The organism is Leifsonia sp. 466MF (assembly GCF_900100265.1).
Taxonomy (GTDB): domain Bacteria; phylum Actinomycetota; class Actinomycetes; order Actinomycetales; family Microbacteriaceae; genus Leifsonia.
Genome location: NZ_LT629696.1, coordinates 3,576,227 through 3,596,300 on the forward strand (window position 1 = coordinate 3,576,227; position 20,074 = coordinate 3,596,300).

Genomic DNA, 20,074 nt, shown 5'->3' on the forward strand with positions numbered 1-20,074 from the left:
GGGCTCAACCGTCAGCGGGCGGACCGTCAGTGGCCGGACCGGTCCGAGTCCACGCCCGCGTCGGGGCCTTCGTCGAGGGTGTCGAGCGCGCTCAGGTCGTCCGCATCGAGCTCGAAGTCGAACACCGACAGGTTCTCGGCCATGCGCTCTGGGTTGCGCGACTTCGGGATGGCGACGAGCCCGTTCTGCACATGCCAGCGGAGCACGATCTGGCCGGGGGTCCGGCCGTGCTTCTCGGCGAGCCGGACGAGCACCGGCTCGGCGAGAAGGTCGCCCGTTCCGCCGATCGGGCTCCACGATTCGGTGACGATGCCGTGCTCACTGTCGTAGGCGCGCTGTTCGCGGCGCGGGATGGCGGGGCTGAGCTGGATCTGGTTGACCGCCGGCGTAACGCCCGTCTCGGCGATCAGGCGGTCGATGTGTGCCGGCTTGAAGTTCGAGACGCCGATGGCGCGCGCCTTGCCGGCGTCGCGCAGGCGGATGAAGGTCTGCCACGTGGAGACGTACTGGTCACGTTGCGGCAGCGGCCAGTGAATGAGCAGCAGGTCGACGTAGTCGAGCCCGAGACGTGCCAGGCTGTCGTCGAGGCCGGCCACGGCGCGGTCATCGCCCTGATAGGTGCCGTCCAGCTTGGTCGTGACGAACCAGTCCTCGCGAGCGAGGCCGCTCCGTGCGAGCCCCCGCCCGACGCCGACCTCGTTGGCGTACTTGACCGCCGTGTCGACGTGCCGGTAGCCGATCTCGGCGGCGGTGACGATCGCCTTTTCGACCTCGGCGTCGTCCAGCGGCCACGTGCCCAGACCGAGTTGTGGGATGCTGCCGCCACCGGCGAGAGGCAGGGAGGGGATCGAAGGGGTCATGTCGGTCACAGTACGCGTTACCTTCCACTCGGGGTGCGGTCGGGATGGGTCGGAATAGGCTCAGAGGATGTCGTCCGACAGGTGCGTCGGGTTGCCGAAGCGGTGGTTCGTGATCGAGATGGCCTGCTCGTGGAGGAACGTGAGCACCTCGACCCTCCCGGACGGCGTGACCGGTCCGCTGTAGACCGCGACGTCGGGGCTGCCGCCCAGAGCCGTCGCGAGCGCGACCGGATCCCCACCGATGAGCCGGATGCGATGGGCCGGGACGCGGTGCGCCCGGATTCGGGACAGCCAGTGCGCGTCGGACTCGACCACGACCTCGATCTCCCGCTCGCGCAGAAGCGCGTGCATCCCCCGCGGCAGCTTCACCGGAGTGCTGACCGAGAACGGCGAGCGTGCCACCGTCCCGGCCGCCATCACGCGGAGCAGTTCGGGCAGCGAGCTGCCCTCGGAGAGCCGGATGGCCACGGGCACCGGCCGGTACCGGAAGAGGTTGCGTTCGACGCCGAGCCCCGAGACGTCCTTCACCCGGTGGTATTCGGTCGCGACGGCGATGGCGTCACTCAGGGCGGACCGCCGGACGAGGTCGAACGACGGATAGTCCATCGACGACTGCCCGGACTCGATGAGGTCGGAGACCCGGGTCTCCAAACCCCGGAGGTGCAGGCTCGAGCTCGAGTGCCCGGCCTCGGGGATCCAGCTCCCGAGCCCGAGCAGATAGTTGGGTCCTCCGGCCTTGGTTCCGGCTCCGACGGAGGACCGCTTCCATCCACCGAACGGCTGTCGGCGCACGATGGCACCGGTGATTCCGCGGTTCACGTACAGGTTGCCTGCCTCGACAGTGTCGAGCCAGTGAACGAGCTCGTCCCGGTCGAGAGAGTGCAGCCCGGCGGTGAGCCCGTACTCGACGGCGTTCTGATAGCGGATCGCCTCGTCCAGGTCACGCGCCGTCATAATGCCCAGTACCGGCCCGAAGAACTCCGTCAGGTGGAAGTACGAGCCGGGCTGGACGCCGGTACGCACCCCGGGGGTCCAGAGCCGCCCGGTGTCGTCGAGGCGGCGCGGTTCGACGAGCCACTCCTCCTCGGCGCCCAGAGTCGTGAGCGCGTGGAGCAGCTTGCCCGACGCCGGCTCGATGAGCGGACCCATCTGGCTGACCGCATCCTGCGGGTAGCCGACCCGCAGGCTGACCACCGCATCCACGAGCTGGTTGCGGAAGCGTTCGGACTTGGCGACCGAGCCGACCAGGATGACGAGGCTCGCGGCGGAGCACTTCTGACCGGCATGGCCGAAGGCGCTCTTGACGATGTCGGAGACAGCGAGGTCGTAGTCGGCGCTCGGAGTCACGATGATGGCGTTCTTGCCGCTGGTCTCGGCGAGGAGCGGCAGATCCGGACGCCAGGACCGGAACAGCTTCGCCGTCTCGTACGAACCGGTGAGGATGACCCGGTCGACCCGGCGGTCGGCGATCAGCTGCTGGCCGAGCTCGTTCTCGGCGACGTCGACCAAGGCGAGCAGGTGCCGAGGGATGCCGGACTCCCAGAGCGCCTCCACCATCACTGCAGCGGACCGCCGGGCCTGGGGAGCCGGCTTGATGATCACACCGCTCCCAGCGGCGAGCGCGGCCAGCACCGACCCGGCGGGGATGGCGACGGGGAAGTTCCACGGCGGAGCCACAACGGTCAGGGCACTCGGGACGAACTGCGCGCCCTGTACCGCGTCCAGCTCCCGGGCGCGGGTGGCGTAGTAGTGGGCGAAGTCGGCCGCTTCGCTGACCTCCGGGTCCGCTTCCGCGATGGTCTTGCCGGTCTCGGCCGCCATCACCTCGATCAGGCGATCTCGGTTGGCCTCGAGAGCATGCCCGGCGCGGTCGAGGATCGCTGCGCGGTCGTGGCCGGAACGCGCACCCCACTCCCGACCGGCCTCGGCGACCATTCCGAGGATGACGTCGAGACGTCCCGCGTCCCGGACGGCCGCACCGGCGATGGTCTCCGCGCCGAGAGACGAGGTGGCGGAGCGGGCGAGGATACGCTTGCCCCACGCGCGGTTCGTCGCGCGGGACGGGTCGGTGTCCGGCGCATTCCGGAAGTCGTCGGCCTCAGCCGACGGGACCACCGCGGCGGCAGTGCCGGGCGCCGCAGCCTCGTCCGGCGGAGTCAGCTCGATGCCGCCCGACCCTCGGGTCAGTCCCAGCACCACGCTCGTGAGCCCCTGCTCTTCGGGCGTCGCGGGCACGGCAGGGGCGGGCGGGGCCGGAGGACGCGTGAAGGACGGCGCCGACGCTTCTTCCCACTCTCGCGCGCGATCCTGCTGCCGGTTCGGGACCGGCGCAGTACCGCGCGGCCCGGAGTCACTCTCGAACTCGGCGACGGACGCGAGGAAGCGCTGCTTCTCACGCTCGAACAGCTCCGGGTCGGAGCCGAGCTGGAACACGGCCGACATGAAGTTCTCGGTACTGGCGTTCTCTTCCAGACGGCGGATCAGGTACGAGATCGCCACGTCGAACTCTCGGGGGTCGACGACCGGGGTGTACAGCAGGAGCTCACCCACCGTGCGTTTGACCGCCTCCGCCTGGGCGGTCGCCATTCCGAGCAGCATCTCGAAGTCGATCCGGGCGGTGACTCCCCGCTTCTGTGCGAGCAGCCAGGCGTACGCGATGTCGAAGAGGTTGTGCCCCGCGATGCCGATCTTGACGGCATCCGTGTGTTCCGGAGTCAGAGCCCAGTCGAGCACCCGCTTGTAGTTCGCGTCGGTCGACTGCTTCGTGCCGTACGTGGCGAGCGGCCAACCGTGGATCGTTGCGTCCACGCGCTCCATCGCGAGGTTCGCTCCCTTGACGACCCGGATCTTGATCGGCGCTCCACCCTGCGCGCGCCGCTGGGTCGACCACTCGGTCAGCGTCTGCAGCGCGTCCAGAGCGTCCGGCAGGTACGCCTGCAGCACGATGCCCGCCTCGAGCCCGAGCAGCTGCGGCTTGCTGAGGATGCTGGTGAAGACCGCCATCGTCAGATCGAGGTCGCGGTACTCCTCCATATCGAGGTTGATGAACTTCGGGGTCGGCGACGCCGCGGCGAACTCGTACAGAGGGCTGAGCCGTTCCACCACGCGCTCGACCGTCTCGTCGAACGCCCACATCGACAGCTGCGACGCGATCGAGGACACCTTGATGGAGACGTAGTCCACGTCGTCCCGGGCGAGGAGGGTCCGGGTCCCCTCAAGCCGCCGAAGCGCCTCCTTCTCGCCGAGCACCGCCTCCCCGAGCAGGTTCAGGTTGAGCCGTGCTCCATGACCGTCGGGGTCGTCGGGCGACCGGAGCCGCGCGATCGCCGGCCCCAGCTTCTCTGGTGTCGCATCGACCACGAGGTGCCCCACCATCCGCCGCAGCACGCGGCGGGCGATCGGGATCACCACCCAGGGAAGGACCGGACCGAACACGCCGCCCAGCCAGATCGCGAACCGCATGTACCACGGCAGGAAAGCGGGGATTCGCTTGGCCACCCGCTGCAGGTTGTACCCGGCGACGAACAGGTCTTGCGGTCGAGCCACGCCGTCGACGAAGCCCACGGCGAAGTCGAGACCGTGCGGGTCGCTGAGCACCCCCGCGAGTCTCTCGGCGGCGGGATCCTGGCGGGGCGCGGAGCCGTCGTCCCCACGCGCGCTCTCGGCGAGCCAGCGCTGCACCAGCTCGACCGCCTCGTGAGCGATCGTCGCCGGGCGCGCCTCGGCGCCATCCGTTGTGTCGACCATGATGACGACACTATTACCCGGCGCTGGGCGGCCCCGGAAGCGACCTGAAGATGTAGAGAACTGACGGTTATCCACCGCGGCTAGAGTCGATTCCATGACCGACCGCTCCCTCTCGTCCACCGCCGCGACGCACGACATCGTGATCGTCGGAGGCGGGCACAACGGCCTCACTGCCGCGGCGTACCTCGCGCGCGCCGGCAAGTCCGTCATCCTGCTCGAGCGACTGGACGAGGTGGGCGGCGCCGCGGTCAGCGCGCAGGCGTTCGCGGGCGTCGAAGCGCGCCTCTCGCGCTACTCCTATCTGGTCAGCCTGCTGCCGCAGCGCATCATCGACGACCTCGGCCTCCACATCCGCCTGGCCCGCCGCCGCTACTCGTCGTACACGCCGGTTCCCGGCGACCCCGACGGCGCGGGACTGCTGATCGACAACACGGACGCGACGGCGACCGCGGCATCCTTCGCCCGGATCGGCGCGGCCGACGACGCGGACACCTTCGACGGCGTCTACGAGAGCACCGGCGAGCTGGCCCGCGCACTCTGGCCGACCGTGACAGAGCCCCTCCTGACGCGAACGGAGGCGCGGGCGCTGGTCGGCGACGACGAGCTGTGGCAGGCCATGATCGAGCGTCCGATCGGCGAGTTCATCGAGTCGCGCCTCCAGAGCGATCTGGTCCGCGGGGTCGTCGCGACGGACGCCCTCATCGGCACCTTCGCCAGCCTCGGTGATCCGGGACTCGCGCAGAACCGGTGCTTCCTCTATCACGTCATCGGCCAGGGGACGGGCGAGTGGGATGTCCCGGTCGGCGGGATGGGCGCCGTCACCGGCGAGCTGGCCCGTGTCGCGCGTGAGGCCGGCGCCCGCATCGTGACCGGCGCAGAGGTGACGAGGATCGACCCGGACGGGACCGTCGAGTACCGGCGCAACGGCCACGAACGACGGGTGGTCGGGCGCCACGTGCTCGCCAACGTCGCCCCCGGCGTCCTCGACCGGCTGCTGGGCGAGACCGCAGAGCCGGCCGCTCCGAAGGCCGAGGGCGCCCAGGTGAAGGTCAACCTGCTCCTGAAGCGCCTCCCGCGACTGCGCGACGAGGCGATCGACCCGAAGGCGGCGTTCGGCGGGACCTTCCACATCAACGAGACCTACACACAGCTCGAGGAGGCCTACTCGGGCATGACCCGCGGAGTGATGCCCGACCTCCTCCCCTGCGAGATCTACTGCCACACCCTGGCCGACCCGAGCATCCTCGACCCGGAGCTCGCCGAGACCGGCGCCCAGACCATCACGGTGTTCGGGCTGCACACGCCCGACCGTTGGCTCACGGACGAGAACAACGACGCCACCCGTCAGCGGCTTCAGGATGCGGTGCTCGCCTCCCTCAACTCGGTCCTGGCCGAGCCGATCGAAGACCTCCTGCTGACCGACGCGGACGGCAACCTGTGCGTCGAGACGAAGACCACACGAGACCTCGAGCAGGCGCTCAACATGCCGGGCGGCAACATCTTCCACGGGCCCCTCTCCTGGCCGTTCGCCGAGGACGACGACGCCCTCGACACCCCGGCCGAGCGCTGGGGCGTCTCGACACGGCATCCGCGCATCCTGATGTGCGGGTCCGGCGCGCGGCGCGGTGGCGCGGTCAGCGGACTCGGCGGACACAACGCGGCGATGGCCGTGCTCGAAGGCTGAGAGCACTCGCAAGCCGCCCTCTGCCGATTCCGGGCGAGCGTGACTAGTGTGTGGATCACCAGAGGCTGAGCCGACGGAGGTCATCATGATGCCGCAGCCGACAGGAAGACTGGTCCGCAAGGACGACGGGGTCTACCTCGTCCTCGACCGGATGTTCAAAGCGCCCATCGAGGAGGTGTGGACCTTCTTCAGCCGCTCGCCACGGCTCGCGGAATGGCTGGGCGAATACAAAGGCACCGGGTCGACCGGGGCGGTCAAGTTCCGTCTGACCGCCGACGGCGACGACGCCGAGTGGCAGGACGTGTCCGTGATGGAGTGCTCGGCGCCGCACCGGCTCCACGCGGACGTCGGAGGAGCGGGCGCATCCCACCGGATGTTCGTGCATCTTCGCGAGGCGAGCGGCCACACCACGGTCACTCTCGGCCGACGGTTGCGGTCGCTCGTGGAGGAGGCGGACTCCGGACCCCGCTGGGACTACTACCTCGACCGTCTGGTGGCCGCGCACGATCACAAGCCGCTTCCCGAGTGGAGCAGCTACAGCCCCGCCATGACCGATCACTACCGGACGCTGTGCCGCGAACTCGACCGCGACCTGCGGTCGGAGCACACCGCCGCGCGGGCGGGAACGAACGGCTGACCTCAGCTGGCTCAGTGCCAGCGGTGCTCCTGCAGCGTCACGCGCGGGCCGCGCCGCTGGAAGCGGAAGCCGCTCGCGAAGATCAGGCGCACGACGCGCTGCCGATGACCGGCCCAGGGCTCGAGCAGTTCGAGCATCCCGTCGTCGTCGACCCGTCGGCCGATGAGCGCTTCACCGACCTGGTGCGCGAGGTGGTAGTCGCCGACGCTGACCAGATCGGGGTGGCCGTGAGAGCGCTGAAGCGTCTCCGCCGCCGTCCACAGGCCGACGCCGGGGATGGTCTGCAGCACCGTCTCCGCCTCGACAAGGGTCGACGCCCTGTCGGTCGCACGTTCGAGGGACGGCGCCACTGCGAGCACCGCCTGCACTGCTCGCGCCCGGCGAGGATCGACACCTGCGCGGTGCCACTCCCACGACGGGATGCCGCGCCACTGCTCGAGTGTCGGCGTTACGCGCATCCCCTCCGGAGCGGGGCCGGGCGCAGGCTCGCCGTACCAGCGGAGGAGCCGTGACCACGAACGGTAGGCCTCGATGCTGGTCACGCGCTGCTCGATGATGGCGGGGATGAGCGCCTCCAGCATCCGGCCGGTCCGCGCCAGCCGCAGACCCGGATTGCGGTGCAGGCTGTCGCGGAGCAGGGGATGACGCGCGACGTCGAGCCCCGACCAGTCGTCGTCCCGGCCGAGCAGGCTCGGAACGGCATCGATCGCCCATTCCGCTCCCGGCCCCCACGCGGAGGCCGAGACGCCGCCGCCGGACGCCCGATGGATGCGCAGAGTCGCCGCGCCCATCGGCGTACGCCAGGTGCGCCACATCCCCCGCAGGTCCCACGTCGTGGTGGGGTCGTACGGACCACGACCGAGCGGCGCGAGCGTCCCCGAGAGATCGAGCGTCCCGGTCGGCCGGTACACCGTCTCGGCGTCCGGCGCCGATGCCGCGGCGCGCGCCGTCGCACCCGCCGCTGACGCGGGGGCGGAGGGCAGGACGGCGGACATGCTCGAATGCTACGTCACGCACCTGACACCGACTCGTCACGAAGATGGGGTTCCCTCATGTCGGTGGCCTCCCCTACATTTCCCCCATGGGAATCGAACTCGACACGAACGCTGTCGCGCGCCTGCGCGACGCCATCACCGGCATCGTCTACGTCCGAGGTGACGAGGGCCTCGCGGCGGAGGTCGCCTGCTTCAACCCGGCGATCCGCCACGATCCGTACATCGTGGTCGCTGTCGAATCCGAGGACGACGTCGCGGAGGCTGTGCGCTTCGCCCGCGAAGCCGGAGTCCCGGTGCGCGTCCAGGCGACCGGCCACGGCGCGGAGACACCGATCGTCGGGGGCATGATCGTCTCGACGCGCGGTCTGGACGGGCTCTCCATCGACCCCGCGTCCCGGCTGGCCCGCATCGGCGCAGGCCTGCGCTGGGCACCGGTCATCGTCGCCGCGGCCGAGCACGGACTGGCTCCGGTCACCGGCTCGTCGACCAGCGTCGGTGCGGTCGGCTACACCCTGGGCGGCGGGGTCGGACCGCTCGCCCGCCGCTACGGCTTCACCAGCGACTGGGTGCGCGGGTTCCGTGTCGTCACCGCGGACGGCGAGCTGGTCACCGCCGACCGCGAGACGAATCCAGACCTCTTCTGGGCGCTCCGTGGTGGCAAGGGCGGGCTGGCCATCGTCACCGAGATGACCCTCGAGCTGGTGGAGCTGCGCTCGCTCTACGGCGGCAGCGTGTTCTTCGAAGGCGGGGCCATCGAGCCGGCGTTGCGCGCCTGGGTCGACTGGTCCGTGGAGCTGCCGGACGAGGCGACCACCTCGGTGGTGCTCCTCAACGTGCCGGACGTGGACGGACCGCCTCCCTTCCTGCGCGGCCGCACGCTCCTCAGCGTCCGTTTCGCCTACCCGGGTGATCCGGCCGAGGGCGAGCGGCTCTTCGCTCCCATCCGGGCGGCGGCCCCGGTCTCCCTCGACTTCGTGGCCGAGATGCCGACCACCGCTGTGGCGAGCATCCACAGCGATCCCGAGGAGGGCGGTCCGACCTGGATCCGTGGACTCATGCTCGACTCCTTCGACCAGGACTCGGCCGACGTGATCCTCGAACTCGCTGGGCCCGGGTCCGGATCGCCCTTCGTCGCGACCGAGATCCGCCAGCTGGGCGGAGCGACCGCACGCGACACGGAGGACGGCAGCTCGGTCGGCGGCCGGGACAGCGGCTACACGCTCAGCCTGATCGCGGGCGATCCGTCGAGTTTCGCCGACGCCGCACCCGCCCGTGCCCAGGCGATCGCCGAGGCGTTGCAGGACACGGTCTCCGCGATCACCAACGTCAACTTCGCCGGTGACCTTTCAGACCGTGCTGCGTTCGAGAGGGTGTGGCCGCCGGTGATCTCGGAACGGCTCGAGGTCGTCCGTCGTCAGTGGGATCCGGACCGCGTCTTCGCGTTCGGGCCGGCCTGACCGGCGGCCCGGTCCGCGGGCGTCACTCGCTCCAGATGCTCGGCGCCTCGACGCGCGTCGACGGGAGGGCCGCATCCGCTCCCCAGGCACGCAGCCACTCGGGGACGGTGACATCGGTCGGCGACGGGCCGACGGCCTCCAGCAGTTCGTCGATCGTGACGATGCCGCCGCCGCGCTTGAGGAAGCGCCCGCGGATGAACGCCTGCGTGTAGATCTCGCCGTCGACGGTGAACCTCTGCTCGACGTAGACGGCCTTCTCGTCGAAGCCGAGGATGCGCGACTCGACGACGAACGGCTGCCACAGCTCCAGCGACTTGCGGAAGGAGATGGTCTCCGACGCGACGACCGGGTACCAGCCGCGCTTCTTGAAGATGGCCCAGACGCCGTTGCGCATCAACAGGTCGAAGCGGCCGATGTCGGCGATGGACAGGTACACGCCGTTGTTCATGTGCTTCAGGATGTCGAGGTCCGTCGGCAGGACGCGGAACTTCGTGCGCGCCACATCCCAGTGGCCGAGCCGCGCTCCGAATCGGGAGATGATCGCGTGAAGCATCGTCCGAAAGATCATGTGCACGGCGATCATGTTAGTGATCCGCCACCGCAACGGCGCATTCGTTGTGCGATGTCTCCAAGCACCGGTCGGCCGGGGTGGATGCGGCTTGTGCGCTCCGCATCACATCGACGGGATGAGATCAGCTGATGCGAAGGCTGGCGATGCGACCGTCGCGCAGCTGGAACTCCATCGGGCCCGTCCCGTTGAATCCGTCGCCCGTCACCGTCAGGGTGACGATCCAGGTGCCGGGCGAGCCTTCGTGGGCGTCGACGAGCTCGAAGTGCGACTTCACGCCGATGTTGTCGGTGCTGTCCCAGCTCCGCACCCCGGCGTGGCCATGGAACTCCCGACCCCAGTCGTTCAGATAGGCGTCGTCGGTGAAAGTGTCGACGAACGCGGCGGAATCGCCCTCGTTGGTCGTGTCGATGAACCGCTGGATGGGTTCGGGCAGTCCGTCCTGCGCCATGGCTGTCTCCTGTCTTCGTCGGTGGGTCCGAGGAGAATCTCAGCACGTTCAGCGCGGCAGCGGAACCTCCACGATGCTCGTGCCGGCCAGCGGTGCGGAGAGCGCCTGGTCGAGCTCGCCCTTGGTGCGGGCGACGGCGTGGTGCCAGCCATAGGCTTTCGCGAGCGCCGAGATGTCGACCGCCTGGGGCGTGTAGAGGACGCGGTCGAAGGCGTCGGAGCTGGCGGTGGCGGCGACCTCCAGCCCGTCGAAGATCGTGCCGCCGCCGTCGTTGCCCACGATGACCTGCAGGTGCGGGCGCGTCTCCCCCGCGCCAAAGAGCAATGAACCGACGTCGTGCAGCAGCGCCAGGTCACCCAGCAGAACACGGGTGACTCCGCTCGGGGTGCCGGCCGCGCGTGCCGCTGTCTGGCTCGCGAGCGCGATCCCCGTCGCCGTGGCGATGGTTCCGTCGATGCCGGCGAGCCCGCGGTTGGCGTGCACGGCGATCTTCTTGCCCGGCACGATGCGGTCCACGTCCCGGATGAGGCGGGATGCGCCGAGCACCAGCCGGTCGTGCGGCCAGGTGTAGCGCCAGACCGCCTCCGCGAGCAGTGCGCGCGTGATCGGAGCGCGGATGGCCGCGAGTTCGGCGGAGGCGAAGGCGAGGGCGTCGGCCGGATTGAACGAGCGGGCCTTCTCCACATCCGGTGCGACCGCGGCGGGGTCCGCTTCGCGTTCCGCGAGCTCGGCGATGCGCCGGCTGGCGAACACCCACCGGCCGACCCATCCCCTGACCTCTGGCGAGCGGACGTCGATCGTCTCGGCGGCCCGGACCCCGCCGACGATGCGCGCCCGGTGCCCGGGGTTGTACGCCTGCGCCCCGGTGGGAGCGACGACGACGACCTCCACGTCGTCACGGGTGAGCAACGCCGGCACTTCCCTGCTGAGCGTGGGATGCCCGAACACGATCGCCCGCTCGACGGCACCGCCGAACGTGTCGTCGCTCAGCAGCTCCCGGTACGACACGACGAGGTTCGGTCCGAAGTGGGCGCCGCTGGAGACCTCGGCCAGGAGTGGGAACCCGCCGTCGCGGGCGAATTCCTCGGCCATCGGCCCGGCGTCGGCGCCCGCGACGACGACGGTCTTCGGTCCGCCCCCGACCGAGACGACCTCGCGTCCGAGCGCGTCCGGCCCGGCGGTCACGGGCAGCGTGCCAGCGATCGGTTCGGGCAGCGGCGGGACTGCCACGGAGAGCGGTTCGCGGAACGCGACGTTCAGGTGGACCGGCCCGGGATCCGCGGTGTCGGCGCCGACTGCCGCGCGGACCGCCGCTGCACCGAGGGTGGACGCGCGATCGGCCTCTCCTGGCTCACCCGTCGGCGCGTCCACATCGTCCGACCAGTGGACGGCGGATGCGTAGAGACCGTCCTGCTGCGTGGTCTGGTTCGAGCGGATGCCGCGAAGCTCCTCCGGTCGATCACCTGTGACGATGATCAGCGGGATGCCGGCCTCGTGGGCTTCGAGGACGGCCGGGTGCAGGTTCGCGGTGGCGGTGCCGCTCGTGGTGACGACCACGGCGGGGGCGCCGGTCTCGCGGGCCAGCCCCAGGGCGAGGAAGCCGCCGGAGCGCTCGTCGATGCGCACGTGCAGCCGCGCGGAGCCGGATCGCTCGAGCTCGGCCGCGGCGAGCGCGAGCGCCTGCGACCGGGAACCCGGGCTCACGACCAGGTCACGGACTCCGTTTCGTACGAGGGCGCTCAGAAGCGCCAGCGAGAAGTCCGTCGCCGGATTCCCCGTGATCGCGCTGCCGCTGGCGGCGCTCATGCCCGGATCGACCGGACTCGTGCCGACCGAGGTGACGTCGCCCGCGTGCGGGCGGTCACCCATCCCGGCGGCCGGTCTGATCGTTGTCGGGACCGTTGTCGTCCAGCTCGGCGAGCTCCTTCTCGAGCTGCCGGATGCGCTCCTCCTGGTCGTGGTCCATCCGGAGCTTGCCCAGGAATTCGGGGTCGTCGTCCGGTGCGCTCACGCGACGCGCGAGGTCCGCCTTCCGACGGCCCCGGCCTATCAGGAACCAGAGGATCCCGCCGATGACCGGGAACAGGATGATGACGAGCAGCCACACGGGCTTCGGAAGGCCACGCACACGAGAACGGTCGAACAGGGCGCAGTCTGCCACCGAATAGATGTAGAACACCACGGCTGCGACGCCGAGGGCTATCCAGAGGCGAACCATGGGTCAATCGTAACTCTCAGAGACGCTCTCTAAGCTGGGAGGGTGAAGCGGATTCCCTCTTGGATCACCTACACCGTGCTGCGCCTTCTGGTGTTCGCGGTGCCGCTCGTGATCCTGCTTCTGGTGGGCCTCGTCTGGTGGCTCGCTGTCATCGCGGCCGCGCTGATCGGACTGTGCCTCTCGTACATCTTCCTGAGCCGTCCGCGCAACGCGGTGTCGTCCGATCTGTATGCGGTCCGTCACCGCGAGAAGCCGGTGCGGTCGGAGGACGACGACGTCGAGGACGCGGCGGTCGACAACGCGGCGGTCGACAACGCTGAGGCCGACGAGGCCACGGTCGACAACGCCACCGCCGAGCCGCGGGAGCGCAAGCGGGACTGACGCCCCCGCGTCAGAACGCGTACGCAGCGCCGAGGGCGATCCCCACCAGCAGACCCGTGAGACTCGTTAACTGCAGCGCGGTGATGAGCTCGCGCGGCGTACGGCTGAAGAGTGTGATCACACAGGCGGGCAGCGCCGCCAGGAGGGCGAACATCCCGTACCAGGCGAACGGGTAGAACACGGCCAGCACCGCGAGGATGCCGAAGGGCACCAACAGCAGCACGCAGAACACGATGCGGGATGCGACCCGGCCGAGCAGGACCGCGAGCGTCCGCTTGCCCGCCAGCTTGTCTGGTTCGATGTCGCGAATGTTGTTCACCATGAGGACCGCACACGCGATGAGACCGGCGATCACTCCGCCGTACCAGGCCTCCTGGTTGACGAGGCCGGCGAGCATGTAGGTCGTTCCGGCCGTGGCGACGAGCCCGAAGAAGACGAAGACGAAGACCTCGCCCAGGCCGTAGTACCCGTAGGGCCGCTTGCCGCCGGTGTAGAACCACGCCGCTGCGATGGCGGCAGCGCCGACGATCAGGACCCACCAGTACTGCGTCAGGATCACCAGGATGAGACCGGCGACGGCCGCCAGCCCGAAGAAGGTGAGGGCGACGGTCAACACAGCGCGCGGTGTCGCCTTGCCGGACCCGGTGAGGCGCCCCGGTCCGACCCGGAACTCGTCCGTTCCCCGGACGCCGTCCGAGTAGTCGTTGGCGTAATTGACGCCGATCTGCAGCAGGACGGCCACGGCGAGGCAGAGCAACGCCCGGACCGGGTGCCAGACGCCCGGCCCCTCGGCGACCTTCGCGGCGCCGACACCGATCAGGACCGGTGCGATGGCGAGCGGAAGAGTGCGGAGGCGCGCGCCGGCGATCCAGTCAGCGGTCGTCGCGGGCTTCGCGGGAGCGGAGGCTGCTCCGGGACGTCGACTCCGGCCGCCGCGCGGCCCGCGGGAGGTCTGCGGCGCCATGCGCTCCATGCGGGGCTTGTTCTGACTCATCACAGAGCGAATTGTAACGACACGGGCTATGCCTCCAGCGCAGCGGCCAGCCGCGCGAGCGCGACCCGATCCGGCTTGCCGCTGTCCAGCCGGGGAAGACGGTCCACTTCGACGATCCGGGCCGGCGCGGCCGCACGCCCCAGACGCTCTCTGACAGCACGGCGCAGCATCTCGAGCGTCGCCGAGGATGTCGCCTCGCCACTCACCTCGACAACTACCACGGGCACCTGTCCCCAGCGTGCATCCTCCGCCGCAACCACGACGGCCTCGTGAAGCCCCGGGTGTTCGCGCACCGCCCGCTCGACCGCGTCGAGCAGCACCTTCTCGCCGCCGGAGATGATCACGTTGTCCGCTCGACCCAGCACCGTCACGCGTCCGGCGTCATCCACGGAGCCGAGGTCGCCGGTCCGGTACCAGCGAGCATCGTCCGCCTCGTGGAATGCGGCCGCGGTCCGATCGGGATCGCCCAGGTACCCCTCCGCGAGCATCGGCCCGGAGATCTCCAGCTGTCCGTCCACAGTGCGAACGACCGCCGTCCCGATCGGGACCCCGTCATACACGCACCCGCCCGCTGTCTCGCTCGAACCGTAGGTGCTCACGATGCGCGCTCCGATCGCCTCCGCGCGCTCGCGCAACTGCGTCGAGAGCGCCTGTCCGCCGACCAGGATGCCGTCGAACCGCCGCAATGCGTCCGCCACGGTGCGGGAACCCGCTTCCGCCGCTTCCACGAGCCGCGCCAATTGGACCGGGACGAGCGACGTGAAGCGCAGGTCATGGTCGAGTTCCTGGGCGAGGGATGCGAACCGTTCCGCCTCGAAGTGCCCTCCGCCGTAGAGGATGGGCTCGGTCTCGGCGGCGAGCGATCTCACAAGCACCTGCGCGCCGGCCACGTAGTGCGTGGGGAGCGCCAGCAGCCACTGGCCTTGTCCACCGAGAGTACTCGCGGACGCAGCCGCGCTCGCCAGCAGGGCATCCGCGGAGAGGGCGACCCGCTTCGGCACTCCCGTCGATCCGGACGTCTCGATCACGAGCGCCACGTTCTGCGCGACGCGCTCTCCCGCACTCGGCCACGGCTCCGGTGCTGCCCCAGGCTCCGGCACTGATCGAGTGCCGGAGGGAGCACTGCGAGGAACGACCGCCGCACCCCCGGCGGTCAGCGCCTCCCGCAAGGCGACAAACACCTCCTCCGGACGCGACGCATCGATGACGCGGAGCTTTCGGGTCATCTCACTGCCTCAGTACTGCCAGGGGAACGGCGACCAGTCCGGCTCCCGCTTCTCCAGGAACGCGTCGCGGCCTTCGACCGCCTCGTCCGTCCCGTAGGCGAGCCGCGTCGCCTCCCCCGCGAACAGCTGCTGCCCCACCAGCCCGTCGTCGACCGCATTGAAGGCGTACTTGAGCATCCGGATGGCGGTGGGCGACTTCGTCAGGATCTCGTTCGCCCATTCGACAGCCACGGACTCCAGCTCCTCGTGCGGAACGACCGCGTTGACGGCGCCGCGCTCATACGCCCGTTGCGCCGAGTATTCGCGCGCCAGGAAGAACACCTCCCGGCCGAACTTCTGGCCGACCTGCCGTGCGAAGTAGGCGGAGCCGTATCCCGCGTCGAAGGACCCGACATCGGCATCCGTCTGCTTGAACCGGCCGTGCTCCGCGCTCGCGATCGTGAGATCGCACACGACGTGCAGCGAGTGCCCACCGCCGGCGGCCCACCCGGGGACCACCGCGATCACGACCTTCGGCATGAAGCGGATGAGGCGCTGCACCTCGAGGATGTGCAATCGGCCGCCGCGCGCGGCATCGATGGAGGACGCCGTCTCCCCCTCCGCGTATTTGTAGCCGTCGCGCCCCCGGATCCGCTGGTCGCCGCCCGAGCAGAACGCCCAGCCGCCGTCTTTCGGGCTCGGTCCATTGCCGGTCAGGAGCACCACACCGATCCGGGGATTGGTGCGGGCGTCTTCCAGCACCGCGTAGAGCTCGTCGACCGTGCGCGGGCGGAAGGCGTTCCGCACCTCCGGGCGGTCGAACGCCACCCGTGCGATCCTCCCGCTGACGTCGTGATGGTAGGTGATGTCGGTGAGGCCATCGAAGCCGGTGACCTCGCGCCATACCTCCGGGTCGAAGAGTTCTGAGACGTCCGCTTGCATGGATCCAGCCTACGGTTCGCCGTCCCGAGCCGACCGGCTCGTGCAAAACTTGTGGAATGGTGCCGGACCTCGCCGACCTGTTGGCAACTTCACGCGTGGTCTCGCTCCCGATGACCACCCGCTTCCGCGGGATCACGGTGCGCGAGGCGGTGCTCATCGAGGGCCCATTCGGGTGGACGGAGTTCTCGCCGTTCGTCGAATACGACGACGAGGAAGCGACCTCCTGGCTGCGGGCGGCGATCGACTTCGGCTGGAGGGCGACGCCCACGCCTCTCCGGGACCGCATCCCGGTGAACGCCACGGTCCCGGCCGTCGCCGCCGACGAGGTGCCGACTGTGCTCGCTCGGTTCCCCGGCGCCCGGACCGCGAAGGTCAAGGTCGCCGAACGCGGCCAGACCCTGGCCGACGATGTCGCGCGGGTGCGGGTGGTCCGCGAGTTGCTCGGCCCCGAGGGCCGCGTGCGCGTCGACGCCAACACGCTCTGGAACCTCGATGAGGCCGAGCACGCCATCCATGCCCTCGCGCCCTTCGATCTCGAATACGTGGAGCAGCCGTGCGCGACCGTCGACGAGCTCGCCGAACTGCGAGGTCGCATCCACTACATGGGCATTCCGATCGCGGCGGATGAGAGCGTGCGGAAGGCCGCCGATCCACTCGCGGTCGCCCGGGCGGGAGCAGCCGACATCGTCATCGTGAAGGCGCAACCCTTGGGCGGGGTGGATGCGGCGCAGCGCATCGTCGCCGAGGCGGGGCTTCCGGCGGTGGTCTCCAGTGCCCTCGACACCTCGGTGGGAATCGCCATGGGAGCGCACCTGGCGGCGGCGCTCCCCGAGCTGGAGTTCGACTGCGGGCTCGGAACGGTCGCCCTCTTCGAGCAGGACGTCGCCGACGAACCGCTTCTTCCGGTGGACGGGAGCATCCCGGTCATTCGTCCGAGCGTGTCATCCGCGCGACTGGACCAGCTGCAGGCCGACCCCGAGCGCACCGGATGGTGGCTCGACCGCGTCGCACGGTGTCACCGCCTCCTCGAGCGCGGAATCGCACTCTGATCCGGCGTCAGCTGTAGAGGCGCTCGGGCACCTCGAGCCCGTAGATGGCTCGGCCCGAGTTCCAGATCGCCGCACACGCCGCACGAAGGAGATCGAGCTCGTCGTTTCCCTCGGAAACGATGCGGACGTCGTTCCCGTCGATCGTGACGGTTGCGTCACGTACGCTGACCGCGCCGTTCCGCGCCGTCTTCACCTCGGGATAGGGCTCGGTGAGTCCGCGCAGGTCGCGCACGATGAACGTCGGCCGCGAGTCCGCGTCAGCAGCGAGCAGCTGCTTTCCGCCGTCGATCCCGGTGAGGACGAGGACGGAGGCGATGCCCGCCCGGTTGGCACCGAGGATGTCCGTGTCGAGCCGATCGCCGATGAAGAGCGGGCTCTGCGCCTGGAAGCGCGCGACCGCCTCGTCGAAGATCGCCCGCTCCGGCTTCCCTGCGACAAGGGGCAAGCGGCCCACCGCTGTGTGGACGGCTGACACCAGGGTCCCGTTGCCCGGCGCGATGCCTCGGGCGACCGGGATCGTCCAGTCGGTGTTGGTCGCGATCCAGGGACGCTCGTCGTCGGTGCGCCCCTGCAGGGCGAAGGCGGCCTCGGCGAGGTCGGCCCAGCCCACGTCGGGCGAGAAGCCCTGGATGACCGCCGCCGGCGACTCGTCGGCCGAGCGGGTCACCGTGAAGCCGCCCTTCACGACCTCGTCGACCAGCCCGTCTCCACCGACCACCAGGATGCTGGAGCCGGCGGGCACGTGCTGCGCCAGGAGTCGCACGGCCGCCTGCGGGGACGTGACGACATCGCTCGGCTCGACGTGCAGGCCGAGCTGATTCAGGTGCTCGGCGACGGACGCATCTGTGCGCGACGCGTTGTTCGTGATGTAACCGACTCGTGTGGTTTCAGCAACGGCGTTGAGGCTTTCGACGGCATGGGGGATGGCGTCGGGCCCTTTGTAGACGACACCGTCCAGATCGGCGAGGACGAGGTCCACGCCGTCGAGCGGCGCCCGGCCCTCACTGCTCCGTCGAAACAGGGCCATCGGTCGGCTCACCCTCCTCGTCGTCGGTGTGATCGTCTTGCTCGACATCGCCTTCCTCGCTGAGGAGCGCTTCCACCTCGAGCTCGTCCTCGCTGAGGGGAGCCTCGTCGGAGAATTCCTCGGGGTCGAGAAGCACCTCCTCCTCGATGACGTCGATGGTCTCGAGTTCGTCGGTCGCGTTTGCCTGCTCGAAGGCCTCTTCAGCGCGCTGTGCCAGTTCTCGCCACCGCGCCGCATCGGCGTCGCGCCCGAGTTCTTCGAGCACTTCCGCGTAGGCGTGGAAAAGGTCGGCGCTGTACGAGAACGCCCGGGTGGGGTCGAGTTGCGGTATCTCCAACTCGGCCAACGCCGCTTCCGGCTGTTCGAGGTCGAGGCGAGCTCCGGACATGGCGATCGCGAGCGACACCTGCACGTCGGCCGGCAGGGTGGCGCGGTCGACGGAGCGTCCGAGTTCGAGGGCGCGGTCAGGTCGACCGACCCCGCGCTCGCTGTCCACCATCAGCGGCAGCTGGTCATTGGATCCGGAGATGCGACGGTACGTGCGCAGCTCACGCAGCGCGAGGGCGAAATCGCCGATCGCATACGCGGTGATCGCGAGGGTCTCGCGGACCACGGCGACCCGCCCGGCTCGACGTGCCGCCGAGAGGGCGTGCTGGTGTGCGAGCTCCGGGTCCGTCTCGATCAGGCGGCTCGCCATCACCAGGTGCTTGGCGACCCAGTCGGCGTTGTCCTTGCTGAGCGTCTTCAGTTCGACGCGAGCCTCGCCGGGCAGATCCCGGGCCTGAATGTCCTCGGGGATGAGCGGGTCATCGTGGCGTGGACGGACGGACTGCAGCTCTCGTGCGAGCTGCGCCTCCTCGTCCGTACGCCAGCTCTCGTCTCGGGCGTCCCGATCGCCTCGCGCCGGACGTCCGTCGCGGGTCCAGAGCCCATCCTTCTGAGGAGGCCGCCCCTGACGGTCGTTGCGGAACCCACCGGAACGCGGCCCATCGCCCGACCGGGTCGGCCGCTCGTTGCTCCGGCCGCGGTCTCCGCCGGCGCGGTACCGGTCGCCGCCGTCGCCGCGCGGCTTCCACTCGCGCGACTGCCGATCGTCACCGCGCGGCCTCCACTCGCGCGAGCGTCCATCGTTGTCACCACGCGGCTTCCACTCGCGGGCAGGACGCCCGTCGTTGGATCGCGGCTTCCACTCGCGGGCAGGGCCCTCGTTCGATCGCGGCTTCCACTCGCGGGCGGGACGCCCGTCGTTCGCACGGGGCTGACGGTCGTCGCGCGAACGTCCGCGGTCCCGGTCGGATCCACCGCGTTCCGGGCGGTCTCCGCGGTACTGAGGTGCGCCGCCGCGGTCGGAGCGATAGCCGCCCGAACGACGCTCGTCCGAACCGGAGCCGCCGTCGCGGTTGTTACGCCAGGTGCCGCCACCCGATACCGAACGGTCGCGGGATGCGCCGCCACCGGCACGGGGTCGACCGCCGTGGTCTCCATCGTTCCGGTTGGGACGGTACCCGTCTCCGCCGGTCCGCGGACGGCCAGTGTCTGCGCGGTCGCCGCGGGTACGGTCGCCGTCGCCGCTGCGCGACGGACGGTATCCGTCGCCTCTCCGCGGTGCGCGACCGCCCTGATCTCCGTCACGGGAGGAGCGGTACCCGCCGTCCTCGCGCGGGCGCCGGCTCTGGCCCGAGCCGCCACGATCCGGTCGGTACCCGGCGCCGTCGCGACTCGATCGGTCGGGCTGCTGGCGCCGCGGTCGCTCGTTCCGGGCGTTCTCGTCTGCCGGTGTGTCGCTCACGGCTTCTCCTGTCGAGTCGGCGGGTCGAGCCCAGCCTATGCTTCGTACTGCTACTGACCCCGTTAACGCG

The 20,074-nt window shown here is 70.0% G+C and carries 17 protein-coding genes; 5 read left to right on the plus strand and 12 right to left on the minus strand.

Translation table 11 applies throughout. The features are described from left to right. Window positions 1-26: 26 nt before the first annotated feature. Together BLR91_RS17065 and BLR91_RS17070 are read right to left on the minus strand one after the other, a co-directional pair. Window positions 27-860, minus strand: coding sequence for an aldo/keto reductase (locus BLR91_RS17065; RefSeq protein ID WP_172823227.1), 834 nt, complete (start codon window positions 858-860; stop codon window positions 27-29). A 60-nt stretch (window positions 861-920) separates the two neighbouring features. After that, on the minus strand, window positions 921-4,607 hold the full coding sequence (locus tag BLR91_RS17070) for a proline dehydrogenase family protein (protein WP_089879744.1): 3,687 nt from the start codon (window positions 4,605-4,607) through the stop codon (window positions 921-923). A gap of 94 nt (window positions 4,608-4,701) precedes the next feature. Between BLR91_RS17070 and BLR91_RS17075 the strand changes: the two genes are divergently transcribed. Together BLR91_RS17075 and BLR91_RS17080 are read left to right on the plus strand one after the other, a co-directional pair. Continuing rightward, the gene (locus tag BLR91_RS17075; protein WP_089879741.1) at window positions 4,702-6,291 is read left to right on the plus strand and encodes a phytoene desaturase family protein; all 1,590 of its coding nucleotides are present in this window, start codon (window positions 4,702-4,704) and stop codon (window positions 6,289-6,291) included. Window positions 6,292-6,376: 85 nt separating this feature from the next. Further along, on the plus strand, window positions 6,377-6,928 hold the full coding sequence (locus BLR91_RS17080; protein WP_089879738.1) for an SRPBCC domain-containing protein: 552 nt from the start codon (window positions 6,377-6,379) through the stop codon (window positions 6,926-6,928). Window positions 6,929-6,939: 11 nt separating this feature from the next. Here BLR91_RS17080 and BLR91_RS17085 read toward each other — a convergent pair whose 3' ends face one another. Then, entirely contained in the window at window positions 6,940-7,923 is a 984-nt protein-coding gene (locus BLR91_RS17085; RefSeq protein ID WP_172823228.1) for a DNA-3-methyladenine glycosylase family protein, read from the minus strand. An 86-nt stretch (window positions 7,924-8,009) separates the two neighbouring features. Between BLR91_RS17085 and BLR91_RS17090 the strand changes: the two genes are divergently transcribed. Then, window positions 8,010-9,380, plus strand: a complete 1,371-nt coding sequence (locus tag BLR91_RS17090; RefSeq protein ID WP_089879735.1) for an FAD-binding oxidoreductase — start codon at window positions 8,010-8,012, stop codon at window positions 9,378-9,380. 22 nt (window positions 9,381-9,402) lie between these two features. Here the strand turns inward: BLR91_RS17090 and BLR91_RS17095 are convergent, their stop codons facing one another. The 4 genes from BLR91_RS17095 to BLR91_RS17110 all read right to left on the minus strand — a co-directional run bounded on the left by BLR91_RS17095 (window position 9,403) and on the right by BLR91_RS17110 (window position 12,617). Next, window positions 9,403-9,963, minus strand: coding sequence for an acyl-CoA thioesterase (locus BLR91_RS17095; RefSeq protein ID WP_018189210.1), 561 nt, complete (start codon window positions 9,961-9,963; stop codon window positions 9,403-9,405). Window positions 9,964-10,072: 109 nt separating this feature from the next. Then, window positions 10,073-10,399 carry a nuclear transport factor 2 family protein gene (locus BLR91_RS17100; RefSeq protein WP_018189209.1) on the minus strand — a complete coding sequence of 109 codons (327 nt, stop codon included), beginning with the start codon at window positions 10,397-10,399 and terminating at the stop codon, window positions 10,073-10,075. A gap of 48 nt (window positions 10,400-10,447) precedes the next feature. Then, entirely contained in the window at window positions 10,448-12,268 is a 1,821-nt protein-coding gene (gene menD, locus BLR91_RS17105; protein ID WP_089879732.1) for a 2-succinyl-5-enolpyruvyl-6-hydroxy-3-cyclohexene-1-carboxylic-acid synthase, read from the minus strand. Beyond that, window positions 12,261-12,617 carry a PLD nuclease N-terminal domain-containing protein gene (locus BLR91_RS17110; protein ID WP_020076048.1) on the minus strand — a complete coding sequence of 119 codons (357 nt, stop codon included), beginning with the start codon at window positions 12,615-12,617 and terminating at the stop codon, window positions 12,261-12,263. Before BLR91_RS17110 ends, menD begins: the two co-directional genes overlap by 8 nt. A 42-nt stretch (window positions 12,618-12,659) precedes the next feature. Between BLR91_RS17110 and BLR91_RS17115 the strand changes: the two genes are divergently transcribed. Continuing rightward, window positions 12,660-12,998: a DUF4229 domain-containing protein gene (locus tag BLR91_RS17115; RefSeq protein ID WP_231918976.1), complete on the plus strand. Its 339-nt coding sequence runs from the start codon at window positions 12,660-12,662 to the stop codon at window positions 12,996-12,998. 10 nt (window positions 12,999-13,008) lie between these two features. On the opposite strand, the gene BLR91_RS17120 is transcribed toward BLR91_RS17115, so the two are convergent. Genes BLR91_RS17120 through BLR91_RS17130 form a run of 3 tightly spaced genes read right to left on the minus strand, consistent with a single transcriptional unit; the run spans window position 13,009 to window position 16,139 of the window. Next, complete coding sequence (locus tag BLR91_RS17120) at window positions 13,009-13,992, minus strand: 1,4-dihydroxy-2-naphthoate polyprenyltransferase (RefSeq protein WP_020076050.1); 984 nt, start codon at window positions 13,990-13,992, stop codon at window positions 13,009-13,011. A 26-nt stretch (window positions 13,993-14,018) separates the two neighbouring features. Next, window positions 14,019-15,218, minus strand: coding sequence for an AMP-binding protein (locus tag BLR91_RS17125; RefSeq protein ID WP_231918977.1), 1,200 nt, complete (start codon window positions 15,216-15,218; stop codon window positions 14,019-14,021). Between the two features lie 9 nt (window positions 15,219-15,227). Further along, on the minus strand, window positions 15,228-16,139 hold the full coding sequence (locus BLR91_RS17130) for a 1,4-dihydroxy-2-naphthoyl-CoA synthase (RefSeq protein WP_020076052.1): 912 nt from the start codon (window positions 16,137-16,139) through the stop codon (window positions 15,228-15,230). Window positions 16,140-16,195: 56 nt separating this feature from the next. Between BLR91_RS17130 and BLR91_RS17135 the strand changes: the two genes are divergently transcribed. Continuing rightward, the gene (locus BLR91_RS17135) at window positions 16,196-17,188 is read left to right on the plus strand and encodes an o-succinylbenzoate synthase (protein WP_089879727.1); all 993 of its coding nucleotides are present in this window, start codon (window positions 16,196-16,198) and stop codon (window positions 17,186-17,188) included. Between the two features lie 7 nt (window positions 17,189-17,195). On the opposite strand, the gene BLR91_RS17140 is transcribed toward BLR91_RS17135, so the two are convergent. Next, a complete protein-coding gene (locus tag BLR91_RS17140) occupies window positions 17,196-18,215 on the minus strand; it encodes an HAD-IIA family hydrolase (RefSeq protein WP_089879724.1) in 1,020 nt (339 codons plus the stop codon). Next, complete coding sequence (locus BLR91_RS17145) at window positions 18,190-20,004, minus strand: hypothetical protein (RefSeq protein ID WP_089879721.1); 1,815 nt, start codon at window positions 20,002-20,004, stop codon at window positions 18,190-18,192. Before BLR91_RS17145 ends, BLR91_RS17140 begins: the two co-directional genes overlap by 26 nt. Window positions 20,005-20,074: the final 70 nt, after the last annotated feature.

What these genes read in the sequence shown, in the direction of transcription:
- BLR91_RS17065 (WP_172823227.1), bottom strand. Translation starts at nt 860, where the DNA reads ATGACCCCTTCGATCCCCTCCCTGCCTCTCGCCGGTGGCGGCAGCATC.
- BLR91_RS17070 (WP_089879744.1), bottom strand. Translation starts at nt 4,607, where the DNA reads ATGGTCGACACAACGGATGGCGCCGAGGCGCGCCCGGCGACGATCGCT.
- BLR91_RS17075 (WP_089879741.1), top strand. Translation starts at nt 4,702, where the DNA reads ATGACCGACCGCTCCCTCTCGTCCACCGCCGCGACGCACGACATCGTG.
- BLR91_RS17080 (WP_089879738.1), top strand. Translation starts at nt 6,377, where the DNA reads ATGATGCCGCAGCCGACAGGAAGACTGGTCCGCAAGGACGACGGGGTC.
- BLR91_RS17085 (WP_172823228.1), bottom strand. Translation starts at nt 7,923, where the DNA reads ATGTCCGCCGTCCTGCCCTCCGCCCCCGCGTCAGCGGCGGGTGCGACG.
- BLR91_RS17090 (WP_089879735.1), top strand. Translation starts at nt 8,010, where the DNA reads ATGGGAATCGAACTCGACACGAACGCTGTCGCGCGCCTGCGCGACGCC.
- BLR91_RS17095 (WP_018189210.1), bottom strand. Translation starts at nt 9,963, where the DNA reads ATGATCGCCGTGCACATGATCTTTCGGACGATGCTTCACGCGATCATC.
- BLR91_RS17100 (WP_018189209.1), bottom strand. Translation starts at nt 10,399, where the DNA reads ATGGCGCAGGACGGACTGCCCGAACCCATCCAGCGGTTCATCGACACG.
- menD (WP_089879732.1), bottom strand. Translation starts at nt 12,268, where the DNA reads ATGGGTGACCGCCCGCACGCGGGCGACGTCACCTCGGTCGGCACGAGT.
- BLR91_RS17110 (WP_020076048.1), bottom strand. Translation starts at nt 12,617, where the DNA reads ATGGTTCGCCTCTGGATAGCCCTCGGCGTCGCAGCCGTGGTGTTCTAC.
- BLR91_RS17120 (WP_020076050.1), bottom strand. Translation starts at nt 13,992, where the DNA reads ATGAGTCAGAACAAGCCCCGCATGGAGCGCATGGCGCCGCAGACCTCC.
- BLR91_RS17125 (WP_231918977.1), bottom strand. Translation starts at nt 15,218, where the DNA reads ATGACCCGAAAGCTCCGCGTCATCGATGCGTCGCGTCCGGAGGAGGTG.
- BLR91_RS17130 (WP_020076052.1), bottom strand. Translation starts at nt 16,139, where the DNA reads ATGCAAGCGGACGTCTCAGAACTCTTCGACCCGGAGGTATGGCGCGAG.
- BLR91_RS17135 (WP_089879727.1), top strand. Translation starts at nt 16,196, where the DNA reads ATGGTGCCGGACCTCGCCGACCTGTTGGCAACTTCACGCGTGGTCTCG.
- BLR91_RS17140 (WP_089879724.1), bottom strand. Translation starts at nt 18,215, where the DNA reads ATGGCCCTGTTTCGACGGAGCAGTGAGGGCCGGGCGCCGCTCGACGGC.